The sequence below is a fragment of the Bradyrhizobium sp. WSM4874 genome (genome assembly GCF_055811835.1).
Window position 1 is genome coordinate 159,742 of sequence record NZ_JBVVPR010000010.1, and the last position, 19,848, is coordinate 179,589.

Below are 19,848 nucleotides of genomic sequence, written 5' to 3' on the forward strand. Positions count from 1 at the left end.
CGCCCGCTTCAGGAAACGTCTGTCTTCAGGAAACGTCTGGCCCGTAGACCGCGGCGATCCGGCCACCGACGATGCCACGACCGGTTTCGGCCACCGGACGCGTGGTGCGGCGGGCTGCCTCGCCCTCGACCACCCGCCAGGCGGTGCGGTCGGCGAGCAGCGCGGTCAGGACGGCGTGGTTGAGCTTGTGGCCGCCACGTACCGAGCGGTAGGCGCCGAGCAACGGCAGACCGGCCAGCGCGAGGTCGCCGATCACATCCAGCACCTTGTGGCGGGCGCATTCGTCGGCGTAGCGCAGGCCTTCGGTGTTGAGCAGCCGCTCCTCGTCGAACACGACGGTGTTGTCGAACGAGGCGCCGAGCGCATAGCCGGCGCTCCAGAGCCGCGCAACGTCGCACATCAGACCGAAAGTCCGGGCCCGGCCGACTTCGCGGCGGAAACGCTCCGGGTTGAGGTCGAAGGCGTAGCTCTGCTGGCCGATGACAGGATTGGTGAAGTCGATCTCGACCTCGGCGCGGAACCCGTCGGCATAGGGCCTGATCTCACCGAAGGAGTCGCCGATCTTGACCGAGATCGGCTTCAAAACCTGGATGAAGCGGCGCTGTGCCGGCTGGGTTACGATGCCGGCCTGGTCGATCGCCGCAACGAAGGCTGCGGCGCTGCCGTCCATGATCGGCACTTCCGGCCCGTCGATCTCGATGATGGCGTTGTCGACGCCCATGCCCCGCAGCGCAGCAAGCACATGCTCGGCGGTGGAAACCAGCGGACCGTTGCGATCGCCGAGGACGGTGGCGAAATCGGTCGCGATCACCTGCTCGGCGGTGGCCTGAACTTCGCGGTCGCTTCCCTCAAGCCCGGTACGGACAAAAACAAAGCCCGCGTCGACAGGCGCGGGTCCAAGCGTAAGCGTGACGGGAAGACCGGAATGAACGCCGACGCCTGCCACACTGGCTTGCGCACGAAGCGTTGTTTGCCGGCTAAATTTCATCAGGAACCGCCCCACTACGACCATCGCGACTTATACTGAACCCGACTGAGCGGCCTAGACCGCTCGTTCCGAATCCGTATCCCCAAGTCACGGCAAACCATAGTCACTGCCTCAAACAGCGCCAACTCACGCTTTTTTACCGATTGTTACCCCAAACCCGCCGTATTCGCGCCAAGGCTTAACCAAATTGGACCGGAGTTCGGAGCCGTTTTCGGCAGTTTTACTGAACCATCGAATACGTAATTAATGATTTAAAATCAGTTGCTTGGCCACGCAATCCGGATATGCACGGGGCAAAAGAAAAGGTCCCGGCAAGCTTCCCGCCGGGACCTTTTTTCGTCTGCCTTATTGTAACAATCCTCAGGTCGCCTGCCGCCGCAGGAAGGCCGGGATATCAAGATGGTCGTCTCCCTGTGGCGCCGGGGCAACAGGCGCGGGACGGCCATGCATGTCCAGGCCCTGCGGCGCGGGACGACGGGCATACTCGGACACCGGCTCGGCGGACGCGATTTGCTGCGCCACGGTCTTCTGGGGGCGGCGATCGGGCAGCGGCGGCATCGCGGGACCGGCGGTGCGGGCCGCGATCGGCGCCTCGCTCTCCTCGTCACGACGGCCGAGGCCGACATTGGCGAGGCGCTGGAGCAGCGACAGCCGGGTCTTCTGCGGAGTCTCCTCCTCGACCTCGCCGCGGGCCTGGCGAAGCTCGGCCTGGGCGGGCATCGGAAGTTCCTCGATCCGCGGCATCCGCGGTGTGCGGACCGGCGCACGCTCGGCCTGCGGCGGGATGAAGGTTTCCGGCGTCATCGGCTCATGCATGGCCATCGGCGCCTGCTCGGGCTCCGGGAACAGCGTGGGCTTCTGCGCGATCGGACGCACGGTGACGTCGCCATAGGTCTGCATCGGCGCGGGAGCCTGCGGGACGTCCGCAACGGCGGCGGCGATGGCGGCGAGCGCAGCGCGCTCGACGTTCGGACGCGGAGCCGTGGGAGCGGCGGCAAACTGGCCCGATCCGGAGGCCGGGGTCTGCGCTTCGAACTTCTGGGCGCGCTCGGCCATGCGCTGATTGTCGGCGCGCAACCGTGCGGTCAGATCGGCAAGACGGCTCTCGGCAGCCGCGGCCGGAGCAGCGGGAGCCTGCTGCGCCTGCGGAGCAGGATTCGCCACGGGAGCGCTGGTGGCCTGGCTGTTGCGCGCGATCGCGGCCTGTTCGATGCCGGTGGCGACGACCGAGACACGGATCAGGCCGTCGAGGGCTTCGTCGAAGGTGGCGCCGACGATGATGTTGGCGTCCTGGTCGACTTCCTCGCGGATGCGGGTCGCAGCTTCGTCGACCTCGAACAGGGTGAGATCCTTGCCGCCGGTGATGGAGATCAGGAGGCCCTTGGCGCCCTTCATCGAGCTATCGTCGATCAGCGGGTTGGCGATCGCGGCTTCGGCGGCGGTCAGCGCGCGCTTGTCGCCGGAGGCTTCGCCCGTGCCCATCATCGCCTTGCCCATCTCGCGCATGACGGCGCGGACGTCGGCGAAGTCGAGATTGATCAGGCCTTCCTTGACCATCAGGTCGGTGATGCAGGCAACGCCGGAATAGAGCACCTGGTCGGCCATCGCGAAGGCGTCGGCGAAGGTGGTCTTTTCGTTGGCGACCCGGAACAGGTTCTGGTTCGGGATGATCAGCAGGGTGTCGACGACCTTGTGCAGCTCGTTGATGCCTGCTTCCGCGGTGCGCATGCGGCGGCCGCCCTCGAAGTGGAACGGCTTGGTCACGACGCCGACGGTGAGGATGCCCATCTCGCGCGCGATCTTGGCGATCACGGGAGCCGCACCGGTGCCGGTGCCGCCGCCCATGCCGGCGGTGACGAACACCATGTTGGCGCCCGAGAGATGATCGCGCAGTTCGTCCATCACCTCTTCGGCCGCGGCGGCGCCGACGACCGGCTGCGAACCTGCGCCCAACCCTTGCGTGGCGGCCGTGCCCATCTGGACGATGCGCTGCGCCTTCGACATCGTCAGCGCCTGCGCGTCGGTGTTGGCGACCACGAAGTCGACGCCCTGCAGGCCCGCCGTGATCATGTTGTTGACGGCGTTACCACCGGCGCCGCCGACGCCGAACACGGTGATGCGGGGCTTCAGTTCGTGAATATCAGGAACATTGATGCTGATGGTCATGTTTGCCTCTCGATCACGCGCGCGTGGGTTCGCCCCGGCCGGCGGCCGCGGGAGTTGGTGAAAATCGAATATTGCGGGAAGGAGTCATCAGAAGCCCTCGCGTAGCCATCGTCCGACCTTTCCGAAATACCCGCCGGTCCCCGTCCTGACCTGCTGCCGCGTATGCCGCGGTTCGACATGTTCGTGGTGAACATATTGCGGGTAGACGAGCAGTCCGGCCGGCACCGCGAAGGCGGCGTTCTTCGCCTCGTTGGGCAGCCGGCCGAAACCGAGCGGACGTCCGACCCGCACGGGCCGGCCGAGAATCTGCGTTCCGAGCTCAACGAGACCGGTGAGCTGCGAGGCCCCGCCCGAGAGCACGACGCGGCCGTTGGGCTCTGAGGCGAAGGGCGAATCCTTCAGCTTGTCCCGAACCATTTCGAAGACTTCCTCGGCACGATGCTTGACGATGTTGGCGATGGTAGCGCGAGAGACGATCTGCGGCAGATCCTGCTCGTCACCGGCTGTCGGTACAGACATCAGCTCACGCGAGTCCGATCCGCCGGTGATGACGGTCCCGTATAACGTCTTGATTCGCTCGGCATCGGCAATGGTCGCGGAGAGTCCGCGCGCCAGATCCATCGTGATGTGTTGCCCGCCGACCGCAAAACCCGCGGCATGCACGAAGCGGCCGCCCGAAAAGACCGCGATCGTGGTGGTGCCCGCGCCCATCTCGACCACGGCAGCGCCGAGATCGGCCTCGTCGTCGGTCAGCACCGACAGGCCTGCCACATAGGGGCTCGCCGCCATGGCTTCGACGTTGATGTGGCAGCGCTCGACCGCCAGCATCAGGTTCCGCGCCACCGTGGCGTCGCAGGTGACGACGTTCATGTCGATGCCGAACTGATGCGCGACCATGCCGCGGGGGTCGCGGATGCCCTTGACGCCGTCGAGCGTGTAGCCGACCGGGAGCGCGTGCAGCACGGTGCGGCCTTCGCCGGTGGCGTGGCGCATGCCGGTGGAGGTGACGCGGCTGACATCGGCCGGCGTCACGGCGCCGCCGCGGATGTCGGCCGCAGCTTCGACCAGCTGACCGGAGAGCCGGCCGCCGGAGACCGACAGCAGCACGGACTCGACCCGCACCTTGGCCATTTTCTCTGCAAGCCCGACGGCCTGTCGCACCGCCTGCTCGCATTCGCCGAGATCGATTACGGCGCCCGCTTTCATACCGCGCGACTGGATCTGGCTGTAGCCGATCAGCTCCACCGCATGGGTCCGGTCGCGCAGGGCTTCGCTCGGCGCCGATGGCTTCAGCCGCGCGATCATGCAGGCGATCTTGCTGGTGCCGATGTCGAGGCAGGCGACGAGGCCGCCGCGCTTGTGCGGGATCGGGCGTGTCTTCGGTGTCTGGGTGCGATCAAGACCGGTCATGCAGCGTCCCCGGCCTTTTTCTTCTTCTTGTCCTTGAACAAATCGTCGCGCGCCTTGGCGGCGTCCTCGGACAGCTGCACCACCAGCCGATTGGGCAGGCGCAGGTCGATGGCGACGATGTCGCGGGAGAACAGCCTGTCCTCCTTGTCGAGCCTGGACAGCATCGCAAGCGCGTTGCCGACGTCCTGCTCGGGCAGCCGGATGTCGAGGCCGTCCTTGAGCCTCAGGTTCCAGCGCCGCTCACCGACGAAGATCGCGGCCTTGGTGATCGAATTGACCTGCGGATAGCGCGCCAGCAAAGCGAGGAAATCGCGGGCCTGGGTATCGGCGCCCTTGCCGACCACGAGCGGCAGCGACAGGAACCGGCGCGAGACATAGGGCTCGAGCACGGCGCCGTCATCGGCGATGACTGAGAGGCGGCCGGCCTCCTGCCACAGCGCGAACGCCTTGCGCTCGGTGAGCTCGATCATGAGCTGGCCCGGATAGAGCTTCAGCACGGTCGCATCCGCGATCCAGGGATTGGCCTTGAGCTTGTCGCGCACGGCGTCGGCGTCGAGGAAAAGCAGTGAGGATCGGCCGCTGACGCCGCCGATCGCGAGGATCTCGTCCTGGCTGAGCTGCTTGCGGCCGTTGATCACGACGGAGGTGATGCGGAAACCGGCGGAATTGGCCAGCGCGTTGCGGGTGTCGTTGACCGCCGTGATGAAATCCTGGAGATGGCCGCCCTTGACGATACCGAAGCCGCAGCTTCCGATCAGGAGCAGCACCGTCATGCTTATCCCTACGCGGCGCGGCAGATAGCGCTCGACCAGCGCGACCAGCCGCGGCGGCGGCTCGCGCTCGATGACGGCTTTGGCCCTGATCTTTTCCTTGGCTGCAGCACGCGCGCCGTGAACTCTTTCCTGGCGCTTGTCCTGCACCCACTCGCGCAGAAGCACGACCGCTCCGATAGCGGCCGCCTTCAGGTCAGCTTGGGGCCTCAGCGATCTGAAAAGCGACCGAGTGAGGCTTCCTGCTCCATCCATTGCACGAGCTCGTCAACAGTTTGCCCGCGACATCGCGCGGGTCCTGGCGAACATGACGTCTCGGACTTGCCGGGCCGGGTGCTGGTCTTCAGCAGAAGAAAACCTCTCCCCTTCAGAGCGTTCGCTGGAGGTGACAACACCCGCAACGGTCCACGCGCCGGCAGCCAAAGCGTCATATGCGCCGCCAGCGTTAACCTTCGGACGTCCTGGTAAACAAAAGGTAAAGTTCGTTAACGACGTGAGCTTTTTGCCCAGGCCTGTGAGGCATTTATGCCGCAATATCCGGCATTTTACCGGTTTTGGGTTCCAAAACCGGCCGTTTCGCCGATACGGCCGTTAACCAGTCCTAATTATTTTCGCACACCGGCCACGGCGAGCTCGATCAGGCCGCGCAGGAATTCGACGAACTCGATGCCCTCGGCCTTCAGCGCCTTGGGGTAGAGCGAGGACTTGGTCAAGCCGGGCAGCGTGTTGGTTTCGAGATAGACCAGCCCCTTGTCCGAGACGATGAAGTCCGAACGGGAATAGCCGGTGCACGACATCGCCCGGTGCGCCAGCATCGCCTGCTGCTTCAGCGCCGCGGTGATCTCCGCCGTGAAGCGGCCTGGACAGATCTCCTGAGTCGACTTCAAAAGATATTTTGCCGCGTAGTCGAAACTGCCCTCGCCCGGAATGATCTCGATCGGCGGCAGCGAGATGATCGAGCCATCCGGCCGCTCCAGCACGCCGCAGGTCGCCTCGACGCCGGCGATGTAGGGCTCGATGACATACTCTTCGTACTTCGCCGCATTGCGGACGGCGACGAGATCCTGCCTGGCGTTGACGAAGATCAGGCCGTAGCTCGAGCCATCCCTGGCGGGCTTTGCGATCAGCCGGCCGTATTCGGCGAAGGCCTCGTCGATTTGGTCCAGCGCAACGTTGGCCGGCGGCGACACGCCGCCAAGCGCAGCGAAATGCTTGGCTGCGATCTTGTCGAACGCGAGATGCGAGGAGGCCGAGCCCGATCCGGTGAAAGGCACGCCACGCGCCTCGCACATCACCTGCAATTCGCCGTTCTCGGCACGCCCGCCATGCAGGCCGAGCACCAGCACGCGGTTCTCCGCCCTGGCCTGGTCGAGCGCCTGCGCCAACGGAATGCCTGACGTGCCCGGCTTGAACTCATCCTCGAACGGGCGGGCATGTTCGAGCAGCTGTCTGGACTGCACGACATGCACCTTGTCCTCGACGTCCCACCACCAGAGATCGGCCTCGGGCAGCGCCTGATGCAGCGCCTGGGCTGAGGCGACCGAAACCAGACGTTCGCGGTTGGAGCCGCCGAAGAGGATGGTGATGCGCATGTTCTTTGGTCCGTCACCTGTCTGTGTTCGTCGTTCCGGGGCGATGCGAAGCATCAAACCCGGAATCTCGAGATTCCGGGCTCTCGCTTCGCGAGCCCCGGAATGACACTCACGCGGGAATTCCGATCCGCTTGATTTCCCAGTGTAGCTCAATTCCGGAATTCGTCTTCACCCGTTCACGCACGGTCTCGCCCAGCGTCTCGATGTCGTGCGCGGTGGCATTGCCCGTGTTGATCAGGAAATTGCAGTGCATCTCGGACACCTCGGCGCCGCCGACGCGCAAACCACGGCAGCCGGCGGCATCAACCAGCTTCCAGGCGGAATGGCCGGGCGGATTCTTGAAGGTCGAGCCGCCGGTCTTTTCGCGGATCGGCTGCGCGGTCTCGCGATGGGTCTGCACCTCCGCCATGCGCGCGCGGATCGCGTCGGCATCCCTGATCGCGCCGCGGAAACGCGCGGAGGTGAAGATGATAGAGGGATCGACGCCGCTGTTGCGGTACACGAACTTCATGTCGGCATTGGAGAAGACGTGCTTCGTGCCGTCGCGCCCGACGCCTCGCGCCTCGATCAACACGTCCTTGGTCTCGCCGCCATTGGCGCCTGCATTCATGCGCAGCGCGCCGCCGACCGTGCCGGGAATGCCGAAATAGAATTCGAGCCCGCCGATATTGGCTGACGCGGCGACTTCCGCCACGCGCTTGTCGAGCGCGGCCGCGCCCGCGGTGACGACATCGCCACTCGCGCTCGCCTCGCCGAAGGCGCGCGGCGCCAGACGGACCACCACGCCCGCAATGCCGCCGTCGCGCACGATCAGGTTGGAGCCGACGCCGACGACATAGACCGGAATGTCGCTTGCGAGATGCGCGAGGAAGTAGGCGAGATCGTCCTCGTCCGCCGGCGTGAACAGCACCTGCGCCGGACCGCCGACGCGAAACCAGGTGAGTTCGGCCAGCGACTGGTTCGCCAGCAGCCGGCCGCGAAGGTCGGGCATCGCGGCTTTGAGCGAGGGTGTGATGTCGGGGAAGCCCACTGCCCTATCCCAGCGCCTTCAATTCGCCCGGCAAGGCATACGCCCATTGCGTGATGTTGCCGGCGCCAAGGCACACGACGAGATCGCCCGACATCGCCACGCCCTTGACGATGCCGGCGAGATCGGACGCCGCCGGCAGCGGGATCACCTCGCGGTGGCCGTGGGCACGCAGGCCCGCGGCGAAATGGTCGCGGTCGATGCCCTCGATCGGCGTCTCGCCTGCGGCGTAGACCTCAGCGACGATCACCGCATCCGCGTCGTTGAAACAGGTGCAGAATTCCTCGAACAGCGACTGCAGGCGGGTGTAGCGATGCGGCTGCACCACGGCGACGACCTTGCCGTTGGTGGATTCACGCGCCGCCTTCAGCACCGCCGCGATCTCGACCGGATGATGGCCGTAATCGTCGATGACGGTAACGCCGTTCCACTCGCCGGTCTTGGTGAAGCGGCGCTTGACGCCGCCGAAGCCGGCGATCGCCTTGCGGATCGCCTCGTCCGACACGCCGAGCTCGCGCGCGACCGCAATCGCGGCGGTCGCATTCGAAGCATTGTGCCGTCCCGGCATCGGCAGCATCAGATCGGGAATCTCGTGCACGGCGCCCGTTTTGCGATCGCGGAACGCAACCTTGAATTTTGATCCGCCGCCCCCAGGGGTGAGGTCGACGAAGCGCACATCGGCCTGCGGATTCTCGCCATAGGTGATGATGCGCCGATCCTCGATCTTGCCGACGAGGGTTTGCACCACGGGGTGATCGATACACATCACGGCGAAGCCGTAGAACGGCAGGTTCTCGACGAAGTTTCGGAAGGCGTCCTGCACCGCCTCGAAGGTCTTGAAGTGATCGAGATGCTCGGGATCGACATTGGTGACGATCGCGACCTCGGTCGGCAGCTTCAGGAACGTGCCGTCGCTCTCGTCCGCTTCGACCACCATCCACTCGCCCGCACCAAGCCGCGCGTTGGAGCCGTAGGCATTGATGATGCCGCCGTTGATAACGGTGGGATCGAGGCCGCCGGCATCCAGCAGCGTCGCGACCATCGTGGTCGTGGTGGTCTTGCCGTGGGTGCCGGCGATGGCGACGCAGCTCTTCAGCCGCATCAGCTCGGCCAGCATCTCGGCGCGGCGCACCACCGGAATGCGCCGTTCGCGCGCCGCCGTCAGTTCCGGATTGTCACGCTTGATGGCGGTGGAGACCACGACGACCTCGGCGCCGTCGACGTTCTCCGCCTTGTGGCCGACCGAGACGCTCGCGCCGTTCTTGCGCAGACGGTCGAGATTGTAATTGTCGGAGGCGTCCGAGCCCTGCACGGTATAGCCGAGATTGAGCAGCACCTCGGCGATGCCGCTCATGCCGATCCCGCCGATCCCGACGAAGTGGATGGGTCCGATCTCGCGCGGCAGTCTCATGGCGTATCCCGCAGTTCCCTTCGTCATGCCCGGGCTTGTCCCGGGCATCCACGAATCCTAGCGTCTTTCTTGCAAGACGTGGATGGCCGGGACAAGCCCGGCCATGACGGTAAAACTATGGAAATTCCACGTTTGGCGTCAGATTCCCGCGATTCTGGCTACCAGATCGGCCAGCCGCTCCGCTGCGTCGAGCCGGCCGGCGCCACGGGCGGCCTGCGCCATGGCGGCAAGACGCGCGGGCTCGGCGGCGAAGGCGGAGATCTCGGCGGCGAGGCGATCGGAGGAAAACTCGGTCTGCGGAATTCGGATCGCACCGTCGACCTTGGCCAGCACGCCGGCATTGGCGAACTGGTCCTGGTCGATCGCGCCCGGCAGCGGCACCAGGATCGAGGGCCGCCCGATCGCGGCGAGTTCGGCCACGGTGCCGGCACCTGAGCGCGACACCACGAGATGGTTGGAGGCGAGCCGAGCCGGCAGATCGGTGAAAAACGGCGCGAGCTCGGCCTTGATCTTCAGTCTGTCGTAGACCGCGCGCACACGCGCCATGTCCTCGTCGCGCACCTGCTGGGTGAGCACAAGCCGGCTCCACAGTGCAGGCTCGAGGCGCTCGATCGCGCCCGGCACGATGTCGGCCATGATGCGCGCGCCCTGGCTGCCGCCGACGACGAGCAGGCGCAGCGGACCGTTCGCTTCAGGCGCAGCATATGGCACGCCAGCTGCGGCGAGAATCGCCGGACGCATCGGCGTGCCGACCGTCGTGGTCTTGCCTGATAGCGCCGGATCGCGATCGAGCACGCCGGGCAATGACGTCGCAATGGCGCGGACGCGGCTCGACAGAAACCGGTTGGCTCGGCCGAGCACGGCATTGGCGTCATGGATGATGCCGGGCACGCCGGCGAATTTTGCGGCGACCAGCGGCGGCAGCGTCGGATAGCCACCGAAGCCGACGACGGCGACCGGCTTCAGTCGCTTGATCAGGCTGTAGGCGGACAGCGTGCCGGCCGCCAGCGTCAGGCCGGCATAGGCGAGTTGCAGCGGATTGCGTCCACGCGCAGTCTCGCTCGAGACGACGTCGATCATGTCCTTGGTGAACAGCCCGCTGTAGCGCAGCGCGCGCTCGTCGGTGACGAGGCGGACGCGGAATCCGCGCCGGATCAGCTCGACGCCGAGCGCCTCGGCCGGAAACAAATGGCCGCCGGTGCCGCCCGCGGCGAGAAGAATCAGGGGGGAGGTGTCCATGGCGACGAGTTTTACAGTGTCTTGCCCGTCATTGCGAGCGAAGCGAAGCAATCCAGACTGCCTCCGCGGAGGGATTCTGGATTGCTTCGCTTCGCTCGCAATGACGAAAAACTACGCGTAGCTGCGCATCGCCTCGGCGTGGCCGCTCGCCTCGACTTCGGTGCGCGGGCGCAGCCGCGTCAGCGCCAGCATCATGCCGACGCCATAGGCCAGCGACACGATCGAGGAGCCGCCATAGGAGATGAAGGGCAGCGTCATGCCCTTGGCGGGGATGAGCTGGAGATTGACCGACATGTTGATCGCGGCCTGCACGCCGAACAGGATCGCAAGACCCGAAGCAGCGAAGCGCGAGAACATGTCTTCGTTGGCGTAGGCGCGCGACAGCGTGCGGATGACGACGAAGGCAAACAGTGCCAGCATCGCGAGGCACAGGATGATGCCGAACTCTTCGGCGGCAACCGCGAACACGAAGTCGGTGTGGCTGTCCGGCAGGCTGCGCTTGGCGATCCCCTCGCCCGGTCCGAGCCCGAACCAGCCGCCGTTGTAGAAAGCCTCCATGGCTGTATCCACCTGGAAGGTGTCGCCCGAGGCCGGATTCATGAAGCGCTTGATACGGCCGGCGACGTGGGGAACAAAAAGGTAGGCGCTGAACAGCCCGGCGGCGCCGAGGCCGGCGAGCCCGAACACCCAGATCATCCGCATGCCCGCGATGAAGAACAGCGAGCCCCACACCATCAGGATCAGCATGGTCTGGCCGAAGTCGGGCTCCATCACCAGCAGCGAGACCAGCATCAAGAGCAGCGCCAGCGCCATCGAGGTCGCCGGCATCTCCGGCCGCCTGGTCGATTCCGCGAAGAGCCAGGCGGCAATGACGACGAACGACGGCTTTGCGATTTCCGAGGCCTGGATGTTGACGCCGATCAGCGTGATCCAGCGCCGCGAGCCCTTCACCTCGGGGCCGATCGCGAGCGTCAGCACGATCAGAACGATGCTGGCCGCGAAGATGATCAGCGCCGAGCGACGAATCGCCCGCGGCGACAGGAAGGACACCCCGAGCAGCACCAGGCCGGACGGCGCCAGGAACATCACGTGGCGGCTGAAGAAATGGAAGGGATCGAGCCCGATGCGGGTCGCAACCGGCGGGCTCGCCGCCAGCGACAGGATCACGCCCGTCAGCATCAGCGCCAGGATGGCCCCCATCAGCGGCTTGTCGACGGTCCACCACCACTCGGAAAAGGGGGTGCGTTCTTCACGGGAGAGCATGGCGGCCGCTTTCGGACAGAGGTCGGTCCATTGGTCGCCGAGGTTGGTTACCGGGGGGTTAAGAAATCGCGGATGATCTTAGCCGTCGCCGCAAAACACACTGTCATGCCCCGGCTCGACCGGGGCATCCAGTACGCCGCAGCCCCTCGGCTCAAGCGCCGCCTCTGGAATACTGGGTCGCCCGGTCAAGCCGGGCGACGACAGCGGAGCAAGAACCAGCAGCGTCCCTACACCACCGGCTTCACGCCAGGCAGCGCCTGCACCAGCTCGCGGAACCTGGTGCCGCGGATCTCGAAGTTGCGGTACTGGTCGAAGGACGCGCAGGCGGGTGACAGCAGCACGACCGCGTCGGTGATCCCCGAGGCTTCCGCATCGCGTGCGGCTTGCTCGACGGCGATGTCGAGGGTCTGGCTGATCTCGTGCGGCACTTGCGTGCCCAGCGTCCCCGAAAACTCCTGCGCGGCCTCGCCGATCAGATAGGCCTTGCGGATGCGCGGGAAGTAGCCGGTGAGGCCCGTGATGCCGCCGGCCTTCGGCTTGCCGCCGGCGATCCAGAAGATGTCCGAAAATGACGACAGCGCATGCGCGGTGGCGTCCGCATTGGTGCCCTTGGAGTCGTTGACGAACAGCACGTTGCCGCGGCGGCCGACCTGCTCCATGCGGTGCGCGAGGCCGGGAAAGCTGCGCAGGCCGTTCTGCAAGACATCGAGGCCGATCCCCATCGCGAGCGCGGCGGCGGCCGCGCACGCCGCGTTCTGCGCATTGTGCTGGCCGCGCAGCGAGCCGATGCCGCCGAGTTTTGCGATTTCGCTGCGCGCGCCACCCGCGGTGCGCACGATGGTGCCATGCTCGACATGGATGCCGGAGGCCAGCGGATTCCTGACCGAGATGCGCACCACATTCTTGCCGGCGCGATCGAGCCGGTCGGCGATATCGCGGCAAAAACCGTCATCGACCCCGACGATCGCCGTGCCACCCGGCTGCACACCGGCAACCAGGCGCTCCTTCACCGCGGCGTAGTGCGCGATGGTGCCATGGCGATCGATGTGGTCCTCGCTGACATTGAGCAGAATACCGACGGAGGGATCGAGCGAGGGCGTGAGGTCGATCTGGTAGGACGACATCTCGATGACGTGGACGCGACCCATGCCCGGCGGCTCCAGCGACAGGATCGCGGTGCCGATATTGCCGCCCATCTGGGTGTCGTAGCCGGCAACTTTGGTCAGATGCGCGATCAACGCCGTCGTGGTCGATTTGCCATTGGTGCCGGTGATGGCGACGAACGGCGCATCCGGCGCGTGCCGGCGCCGTTCGCGGCAGAACAGCTCGATATCGCCGATCACCTCGATAGCGGCCTCGCGCGCCTTCAGCACGCTCCAATGCGGCACCGGATGGGTCAGCGGCACGCCGGGCGCGAGCACCAGCGCGGCGAAATTCGCCCATGAGACGTTGCGCAAATCAGCCGTGATGAAGCCCGCTTGCGCGGCCTTGGCGACGTTGTCGACATTGTCATCGGCGGCGATCACCTCGGCGCCGCCCGCCTTCAACGCGTGACAGGAGGCGAGCCCCGAGCCGCCGAGGCCGAACACCGCGACCGTCTTGCCGGCAAAGGACGTGACGGGGATCATCGAGCGCTCACCGCAGCTTCAGCGTCGACAGGCCGGCGAGCGCCAGCATCACAGAAATGATCCAGAACCGGATCACGATCTGCGGCTCGGTCCAGCCGAGCTGCTCGAAATGGTGATGGATCGGCGCCATCCGGAAGATGCGTTTTCCCGTCATCTTGAACGACACCACCTGAACGATGACGGAGACCGCCTCCAGCACGAACAGGCCGCCGATCACCGCGAGCACGATCTCGTGCTTCACCGCGACCGCGATCGCACCCAGCATGCCGCCGAGCGCGAGCGAGCCGGTGTCGCCCATGAAGATGGAGGCCGGCGGCGCGTTGAACCAGAGGAAGCCGAGACCCGCGCCCAGCAGCGCGCCGCAGAGCACCGCAAGCTCGCCGGTGCCGGCGACATATTTGATCTGGAGGTAATCGGCGAACACCGCGTTGCCGGCGAGATAGGCGATCATCGCAAAGCTCGCGGTCGCGATCATCACGGGCACGATGGCAAGGCCGTCGAGACCGTCGGTGAGGTTCACCGCATTGCCGGCGCCGACGATGACGAAGGCGCCGAAGATGACGAAGAACCAGCCGAAATGCAGCACGGTGTCCTTCAAGAAAGGAATCGTCAGCGCGGTCGACGCGGGATCGCGGTTCAGCCGCACCAGCGCGTAGCAGGCAACCAGCGCGATCGCCGCCTCGATCAGCAGGCGAAGCTTGCTGCCGAACCCGGTCGTGGTCTGCTTGGTCACCTTGAGATAATCGTCATAGAAGCCGACGAAGCCGAAGCCGAGCGTCACCGCCAGCACGATCCAGACGTAAGGATTGAGCGGATTGGCCCACAGCACCGTGCCGACCGTGAGGCCGGACAGGATCATCAGCCCGCCCATGGTGGGCGTGCCTTTCTTGGCGAGATGCGATTGCGGACCATCGGCCCGGATCGGCTGCCCCTTGCCTTGCCGGATGCGCAGATGGTCGATGATCCAGGGTCCGAACAGGAACACGAACAGCGCGCCGGTCACGACGGCGCCGCCGGTGCGGAAGGTGATGTAGCGGAAGACGTTCAGGAAGGTGCGAACGGCACCGAAGCCCGGAAATGTGTTGGAGAGCTCGATCAACCAGTAAAACATTCACACGGTCCTATGGCGCCTTTGCACGCGCCTTGATCTTGGCCTTGTCAACCTGCCTCACGCGCATTCGCTGGCCTTCATCATGGGGTCGGGCGACCTCTAAAGAAAACGAACGGCTTCGCGCCGGAAAGGGTGGGATTCGGGAACAGCGCCTTCCAAGCAGTTTACGCCCTTGCCTGCAAGGCGGCCACTAGGCCCGGTACAAACTTGTTGACCCAGAACATCTTCTTGCTGCCCTTGACAACCACGACATCGCCTGCCCTCAGCAGATTTGCGACCTCGCCCGGCTTCAGCGTGACGGGGTCGCTGTGCCAGCCGAGACCCTTGCCGGCTGGAAGCATCTCGAAAAGGTGACGCATCAGGGGCCCGACGCAATAGACCCCGTCAATGCCGTCGAGATGCCTGGCGAGGTCGGTGTGGTAGGCCGGCGCGCCGTCGCCCAGCTCCAGCATGTCTCCGAGCACCGCAATGCGGCGGCCGCCGGTCGTGTTGCGCGCCTGCAGGCTTTGCAGCGCGGCAGCCACGCTGGCCGGATTGCCGTTGAAGCTGTCGTCGATCACGGTGATGCCGCCGACGGCCTGCTCCACGCCACGGCCGGTCATGATGCCGACCCGGTCGAGCTTGATTGCAAGCGTCGCCGCATCGAGGTTCGCCGCACGGATCGATGCGAGCGCCGCGAGCGCATTCTGGACGCGGTGCGGCGCGCCCGGCGTCAGGCTGAACGCGATCTCTTTCTTGCCGAGCGCGGCCACGACCTGCCAGCTGTCGCCATGCGGCGCGTGCGCGACCTCGTGCACCTCGGCTTTGTCGCCGAAGCGTATGACCTTGCCCTTCCAGTCCGGCGCCTTGATCCCGGCGGGCAGCACCAGCACGCCTTCCGGGGGCAGGCCGAGCGCAATCGACACCTTCTCGCGGCGGATGGCTTCAAACGAACCGAGCTTCTCCAGATGCACCGGCTGGACGTTGACGACGAGCGCGACTGTCGGCCGCGTCAGTTCGCTGAGCCGCGCGATTTCGCCGGCCTGGTTCATGCCCATCTCGACGACCCAGAGACTGGCATCGGGCCGCGCATTGCACAGCGTCAGCGGCACGCCCCAGAAATTGTTGAAACTCGACGGGCTGGCATAGGCGTTGGGATAGGCGGCAAGGAATTCCTTGGTGCTGGTTTTGCCCGCGCTGCCGGTGAGCCCGATCACCGGCCCGTTGAAACGCGCGCGCGCGGCACGCGCGAGGCCCCAGAGGCCGTCGATCAGCGTGTCCTTGACGACGATCTGGGGAATGCGGAGGCCGTCGATCTCGTGCGGCACGATCATCGCGACCGCGCCGGAAGCTTCGGCCTTCTCCGCGAACTCCCAGCCGTCGCGCGCGCTGGCGAAGGCCGAGATGAAGCCGCCGCTCGGCGTGCCGCTCAGCGCCACGAACAGGCTGCCCGGTTTCACCAGCCGGCTGTCCTGGGTGACGAAGTCGATCGGCGTGTCCGGGAACGATCCGGCGGCGCGCAGCGCGCGCGCCACTTCGGCCACCGTCCATATTGGCGCGCTCATGAAATCCTCGACGCTAGTGCGGCGGCGACCGCCTCGTGATCACTGAAGGGCAAAACCTCTCCGCCGACGATCTGCCCGGTCTCGTGGCCCTTACCGGCGATGAGCAGCGCATCGCCATCTTCCAATTCCGCGATCGCAGTACGGATCGCCGCAGCGCGGTCGCCGATTTCGCGGGCGCCCTTCGCAGTGGCCAGGATTTCGGCGCGGATGGATTCCGGTTTCTCGCTGCGAGGATTGTCGTCGGTGACGATGATTCCGTCGGCGTTGCCGGCCGCGATCTCGCCCATAATCGGACGCTTGCCGGCATCGCGGTCGCCACCGGCACCGAACACGACGACCAGCCTGCGCCTGGCGTAGGGACGCAGCGCCTGCAGCGCCTTCGCCAGCGCGTCGGGCTTGTGCGCGTAATCGACGAAGATCGGCGCACCATTGCGTTCGCCGACGCGCTCCAACCGGCCCTTGGCGCCTTCGAGACGTTCGAGGCTCGCGAACACGTCTGCGGCGTCGCTGCCGGTGCCGATCGCAAGACCGGCCGACACCAGCGCATTCTCGATCTGGAATTCGCCGACCAGCGGCAGCCGGATCGCATATTGCTTGCCGCGATGTTCGAGCGCGAGCACTTGCGAAAACCCTTCGACCTCCGCACCCGCCAGACGAATGCCCTCACCCGCCCCGTCGCCGTTGCGACCGACCGCCATCACGCGCAAGCCGCGCGAATTCGCAGCACTGATTGCCTCCGCCGAGCAATCATGATCGGCGGAGATCACGGCCGCGCCTCCCGGCGGCACAAGTTCTCGGAACAGCCTGAGCTTGGCCGCGAGATAATGCGCGACGGTCGGATGGTAATCCATGTGGTCGCGCGAGAGATTGGTGAAGCCGCCGGCGGACACGCGCACGCCGTCGAGGCGATACTGATCGAGTCCGTGCGAGGAGGCCTCGAAGGCGAGATGCGTGACGCCCTCGCGCGCGATCTCGTCGAGTTGCCGGTGCAGCGCGATCGGATCGGGCGTCGTCAGCGAGCCGTAGACGGTACGCTTCGGCGAGACCAGGCCGATGGTTCCGATGCTGGCGGAAGCGTGCCCGAGCCTCTCCCAGATCTGCCGGGTGAATGCGGCGACCGAGGTCTTGCCGCTGGTGCCGGTCACCGCCGCAATGGTCGCGGGTTGCACGGGGTAGAATCTTGCCGCGGCGAGCGCCAGCGCGCGGCGCGGATTGGCGACTGTGATGAACGGCACCTTGCAGCCATCAGGCGCATGGTCGCCGACGACCGCCAACGCGCCTGCGGCAATCGCGGCATCGATGAAGCGCGCACCGTCGGTCTTGCTGCCCGCAAATGCGAAGAAGAGATCACCCGGCTTGACCGCGCGGCTGTCGAGGGCAACGCCGGTCACGTCGAGCGCCGCGACCGCGGGCTCGATTGCGGCATCATTACCCTGAACGTCCTGATCGAGGAGGTCGCGCAGCTTCATGGTCTTCCAGTCGACATGCCGGACCGGATCGCCGAATCTCCAGGGAAATCCCGACTCAGCAGCGGCAACGGCCCACCCGGTTGATTACTGGGTTGTCCTGGATGCTGCAAGAATAAGGCGCTCGGACGGCGGCAGGTCGAACCGCGGTTCGACGCCCAGAAGCGGGGCGATCCGCTCGATCACCTTGCCGCCGGTCGGCACCGCGTTCCAGCCCGAGGTGATGAAACCCTTCGTTTCGGGAATCGCCTGGGGCTCGTCCAGCATGATCAGGATCTGATATTTCGGATCATCGCACGGCATGATCGCGGTGAAGGAGTTGAGCACCCGCTTCTTGGCATAGCGGCCGTTGATGACCTTCTCGGACGTGCCGGTCTTGCCGCCGACGTAGTAACCCTTGACGTCAGCGGTCTTGGCGGTGCCGATTTCGGCATTGAGCCGCATCAGGAACCGCATCTTGTCGCTGGTCTCGGTCCTGATGACGCGCTTGGCCATCGCCGCCGCTTCGGACTCGCTGCGCTTCATGAAGGTCGGCGGAATCAGATAGCCGCCGTTCACCAGCGCATTGATGCCCATCACCGCCTGCAGCGGCGCCACCGACATGCCCTGGCCGAACGCGATGGTCACCGTGTTCAGCTCGCCCCAGCGGCGCGGTATCAGCGGAGCCGCGCTTTCCGGCAGTTCGGTGCGCAGCCGCGTCAACTGGCCCATCTTGGCGAGGAAGGCCTTGTGAGCCTCGACGCCCTGACCGAGCGCGATCCGCGCGGCGCCGATATTGGACGAGAACGTGAACACTTCCTTGGTGTTGATGAAGCGTCCGAGCGGATGGCTGTCGTGGATGGTGAACTTGCCGTAGTGCAGGTTTCCGCGTGCATCCCACGACGTGTTCAGATTGATCTTGCCGGAATCGAGCGCCATCGCCAGCGTAAACGCCTTGAAGGTCGAGCCCATCTCGTAGACGCCGGTGGTCAGGCGATTGATGCGGTCGGGGTCGTGCGCTTCCCTCGGATTGTTCGGGTCGAAATCCGGAAGCGAGACCATCGCCACGATCTCGCCGGTCTTGACGTTGGAGACGATCCCGGAGGCGGCCTTGGTGTGATATTTCTCCTTGGCCTTCAGCAGCTCGTCACGCAGTGCGTGCTCGACGCGTAGATCGACCGAGAGCTCGATCGGCTTTTGCAGCCGGTCGGTAGCAAAGCCCGCGCGGTGGAGATCGGCCAGCCCTTGATTGTCGAGCCACTTCTCCATGCCGGCGATGCCCTGGTTGTCGATGTTGACGAGACCGATGAGGTGGGCGACCTCGTTGCCGGTCGGATAGACGCGCTTGTTCTCGCGCAGGAAGCCGATGCCGGGAATGCCGAGCTTGTGGATATCCTGCTGCTGCTTCGCCGTGATCTCACGCTTGAGCCAGACGAAGCCCTTGCGCGTCTTCAGGCGCTCGCGCACCTCAGCCTCGTCGAGGTCGGGCACGGTGGCGGTCAGAAGCTCGATCGCCTCATCCTTGTCGATGATGCGGCGCGGCTCGCCGAACAGACTCGACGCCTTGACGTCGGTCGCGAGGATCGCGCCGTTGCGATCGACGATGTCGGGTCGCGCGGTCGCGACCACCTCCTGCGACGCGGCGCGGCGCGCGCCGTGGGCGTCGGCGCCGATCGCGAACATCACGAGGCGACCGCCGATCAGAGCGTAGACCGCGCCGAAGGCGAGCATCGCCAGACCGACGCGCGCCCGCGCCTTGGCCGCGCGATCGACATTGCGCCCGTAAAGCAGGCTGCGGATCAGCCGCTGCCGCCAAGGCTCGGTCCGCTTTTCTGCAGGCTTGGCCGGGGTCACGGCACTCATGGCTTGTCCTCGGGCTGAGGCACGGAGCCCGTCACATTATCGGGATCGCTCGCGGCTTCGATGGTATTGAGCATGGCGCCGATCGGATCCGGCTCGCCCGGCCTGAACATCCGCGGCGGACGCTCGGGCAAATTCTTCAGTGAATCATACTGCGTGCCATTGACCGGCTTGAGCTGCAGATGCCGGTCGGACAGGCCTTGCAGGCGCAGGGGCGCATCGAGCTTGGCCCATTCGGAGCGCAGCGCCGCGATCGCATCGCGCTGCTCGCGGATCTCCGCATGCAGCCGCAGAACCTTTTCGGTGCGCGCCGTGGAGTCCATCTTGATCCGGTAGACATGGGCCGCCGCGAAGATCAGCGCACCGATGACGAGGAGGTGGATGAAGCGCATGC

Annotated in this window: 15 protein-coding genes; all 15 read right to left on the reverse strand. The window is 65.8% G+C overall.

Annotation, left to right across the window (positions count from 1 at the left end; translation table 11 throughout):
- Positions 1-25: 25 nt before the first annotated feature.
- Complete coding sequence (gene lpxC, locus AC0L3P_RS13455; protein WP_275173869.1) at positions 26-988, reverse strand: UDP-3-O-acyl-N-acetylglucosamine deacetylase; 963 nt, start codon at positions 986-988, stop codon at positions 26-28.
- 360 nt (positions 989-1,348) lie between these two features.
- Positions 1,349-3,154, reverse strand: a complete 1,806-nt coding sequence (gene ftsZ, locus AC0L3P_RS13460) for a cell division protein FtsZ (RefSeq protein WP_473302206.1) — start codon at positions 3,152-3,154, stop codon at positions 1,349-1,351.
- A gap of 87 nt (positions 3,155-3,241) precedes the next feature.
- Positions 3,242-4,564: a cell division protein FtsA gene (gene ftsA, locus AC0L3P_RS13465; protein ID WP_275173872.1), complete on the reverse strand. Its 1,323-nt coding sequence runs from the start codon at positions 4,562-4,564 to the stop codon at positions 3,242-3,244.
- Positions 4,561-5,589 (reverse strand): cell division protein FtsQ/DivIB, encoded by a 1,029-nt coding sequence (locus AC0L3P_RS13470; protein WP_473302207.1) that lies wholly within the window; start codon positions 5,587-5,589, stop codon positions 4,561-4,563. The genes ftsA and AC0L3P_RS13470 overlap by 4 nt, the downstream gene beginning before the upstream one ends.
- Positions 5,590-5,939: 350 nt before the next feature.
- Positions 5,940-6,926 (reverse strand): D-alanine--D-alanine ligase family protein, encoded by a 987-nt coding sequence (locus AC0L3P_RS13475; RefSeq protein WP_473302208.1) that lies wholly within the window; start codon positions 6,924-6,926, stop codon positions 5,940-5,942.
- Positions 6,927-7,035: 109 nt separating this feature from the next.
- Positions 7,036-7,956, reverse strand: coding sequence for a UDP-N-acetylmuramate dehydrogenase (murB, locus tag AC0L3P_RS13480; RefSeq protein WP_473302209.1), 921 nt, complete (start codon positions 7,954-7,956; stop codon positions 7,036-7,038).
- Between the two features lie 4 nt (positions 7,957-7,960).
- Entirely contained in the window at positions 7,961-9,364 is a 1,404-nt protein-coding gene (gene murC, locus AC0L3P_RS13485) for a UDP-N-acetylmuramate--L-alanine ligase (RefSeq protein WP_473302210.1), read from the reverse strand.
- Positions 9,365-9,502: 138 nt separating this feature from the next.
- Positions 9,503-10,603 (reverse strand): undecaprenyldiphospho-muramoylpentapeptide beta-N-acetylglucosaminyltransferase, encoded by a 1,101-nt coding sequence (gene murG / locus AC0L3P_RS13490; protein WP_473302211.1) that lies wholly within the window; start codon positions 10,601-10,603, stop codon positions 9,503-9,505.
- A gap of 111 nt (positions 10,604-10,714) precedes the next feature.
- Positions 10,715-11,866 carry an FtsW/RodA/SpoVE family cell cycle protein gene (locus tag AC0L3P_RS13495; protein ID WP_275173882.1) on the reverse strand — a complete coding sequence of 384 codons (1,152 nt, stop codon included), beginning with the start codon at positions 11,864-11,866 and terminating at the stop codon, positions 10,715-10,717.
- 227 nt (positions 11,867-12,093) lie between these two features.
- Positions 12,094-13,494, reverse strand: a complete 1,401-nt coding sequence (gene murD, locus AC0L3P_RS13500) for a UDP-N-acetylmuramoyl-L-alanine--D-glutamate ligase (RefSeq protein ID WP_473302212.1) — start codon at positions 13,492-13,494, stop codon at positions 12,094-12,096.
- Between the two features lie 7 nt (positions 13,495-13,501).
- Positions 13,502-14,605 (reverse strand): phospho-N-acetylmuramoyl-pentapeptide-transferase, encoded by a 1,104-nt coding sequence (gene mraY / locus AC0L3P_RS13505; protein WP_106945343.1) that lies wholly within the window; start codon positions 14,603-14,605, stop codon positions 13,502-13,504.
- 164 nt (positions 14,606-14,769) lie between these two features.
- Positions 14,770-16,149, reverse strand: a complete 1,380-nt coding sequence (locus AC0L3P_RS13510; protein ID WP_473302213.1) for a UDP-N-acetylmuramoyl-tripeptide--D-alanyl-D-alanine ligase — start codon at positions 16,147-16,149, stop codon at positions 14,770-14,772.
- Positions 16,146-17,618, reverse strand: coding sequence for a UDP-N-acetylmuramoyl-L-alanyl-D-glutamate--2,6-diaminopimelate ligase (locus AC0L3P_RS13515; protein WP_473302214.1), 1,473 nt, complete (start codon positions 17,616-17,618; stop codon positions 16,146-16,148). The genes AC0L3P_RS13510 and AC0L3P_RS13515 overlap by 4 nt, the downstream gene beginning before the upstream one ends.
- Before the next feature lie 84 nt (positions 17,619-17,702).
- The gene (locus AC0L3P_RS13520; RefSeq protein WP_473302215.1) at positions 17,703-19,457 is read right to left on the reverse strand and encodes a peptidoglycan D,D-transpeptidase FtsI family protein; all 1,755 of its coding nucleotides are present in this window, start codon (positions 19,455-19,457) and stop codon (positions 17,703-17,705) included.
- The gene (gene ftsL / locus AC0L3P_RS13525) at positions 19,454-19,846 is read right to left on the reverse strand and encodes a cell division protein FtsL (protein WP_027570696.1); all 393 of its coding nucleotides are present in this window, start codon (positions 19,844-19,846) and stop codon (positions 19,454-19,456) included. Before ftsL ends, AC0L3P_RS13520 begins: the two co-directional genes overlap by 4 nt.
- Positions 19,847-19,848 lie beyond the last annotated feature (2 nt).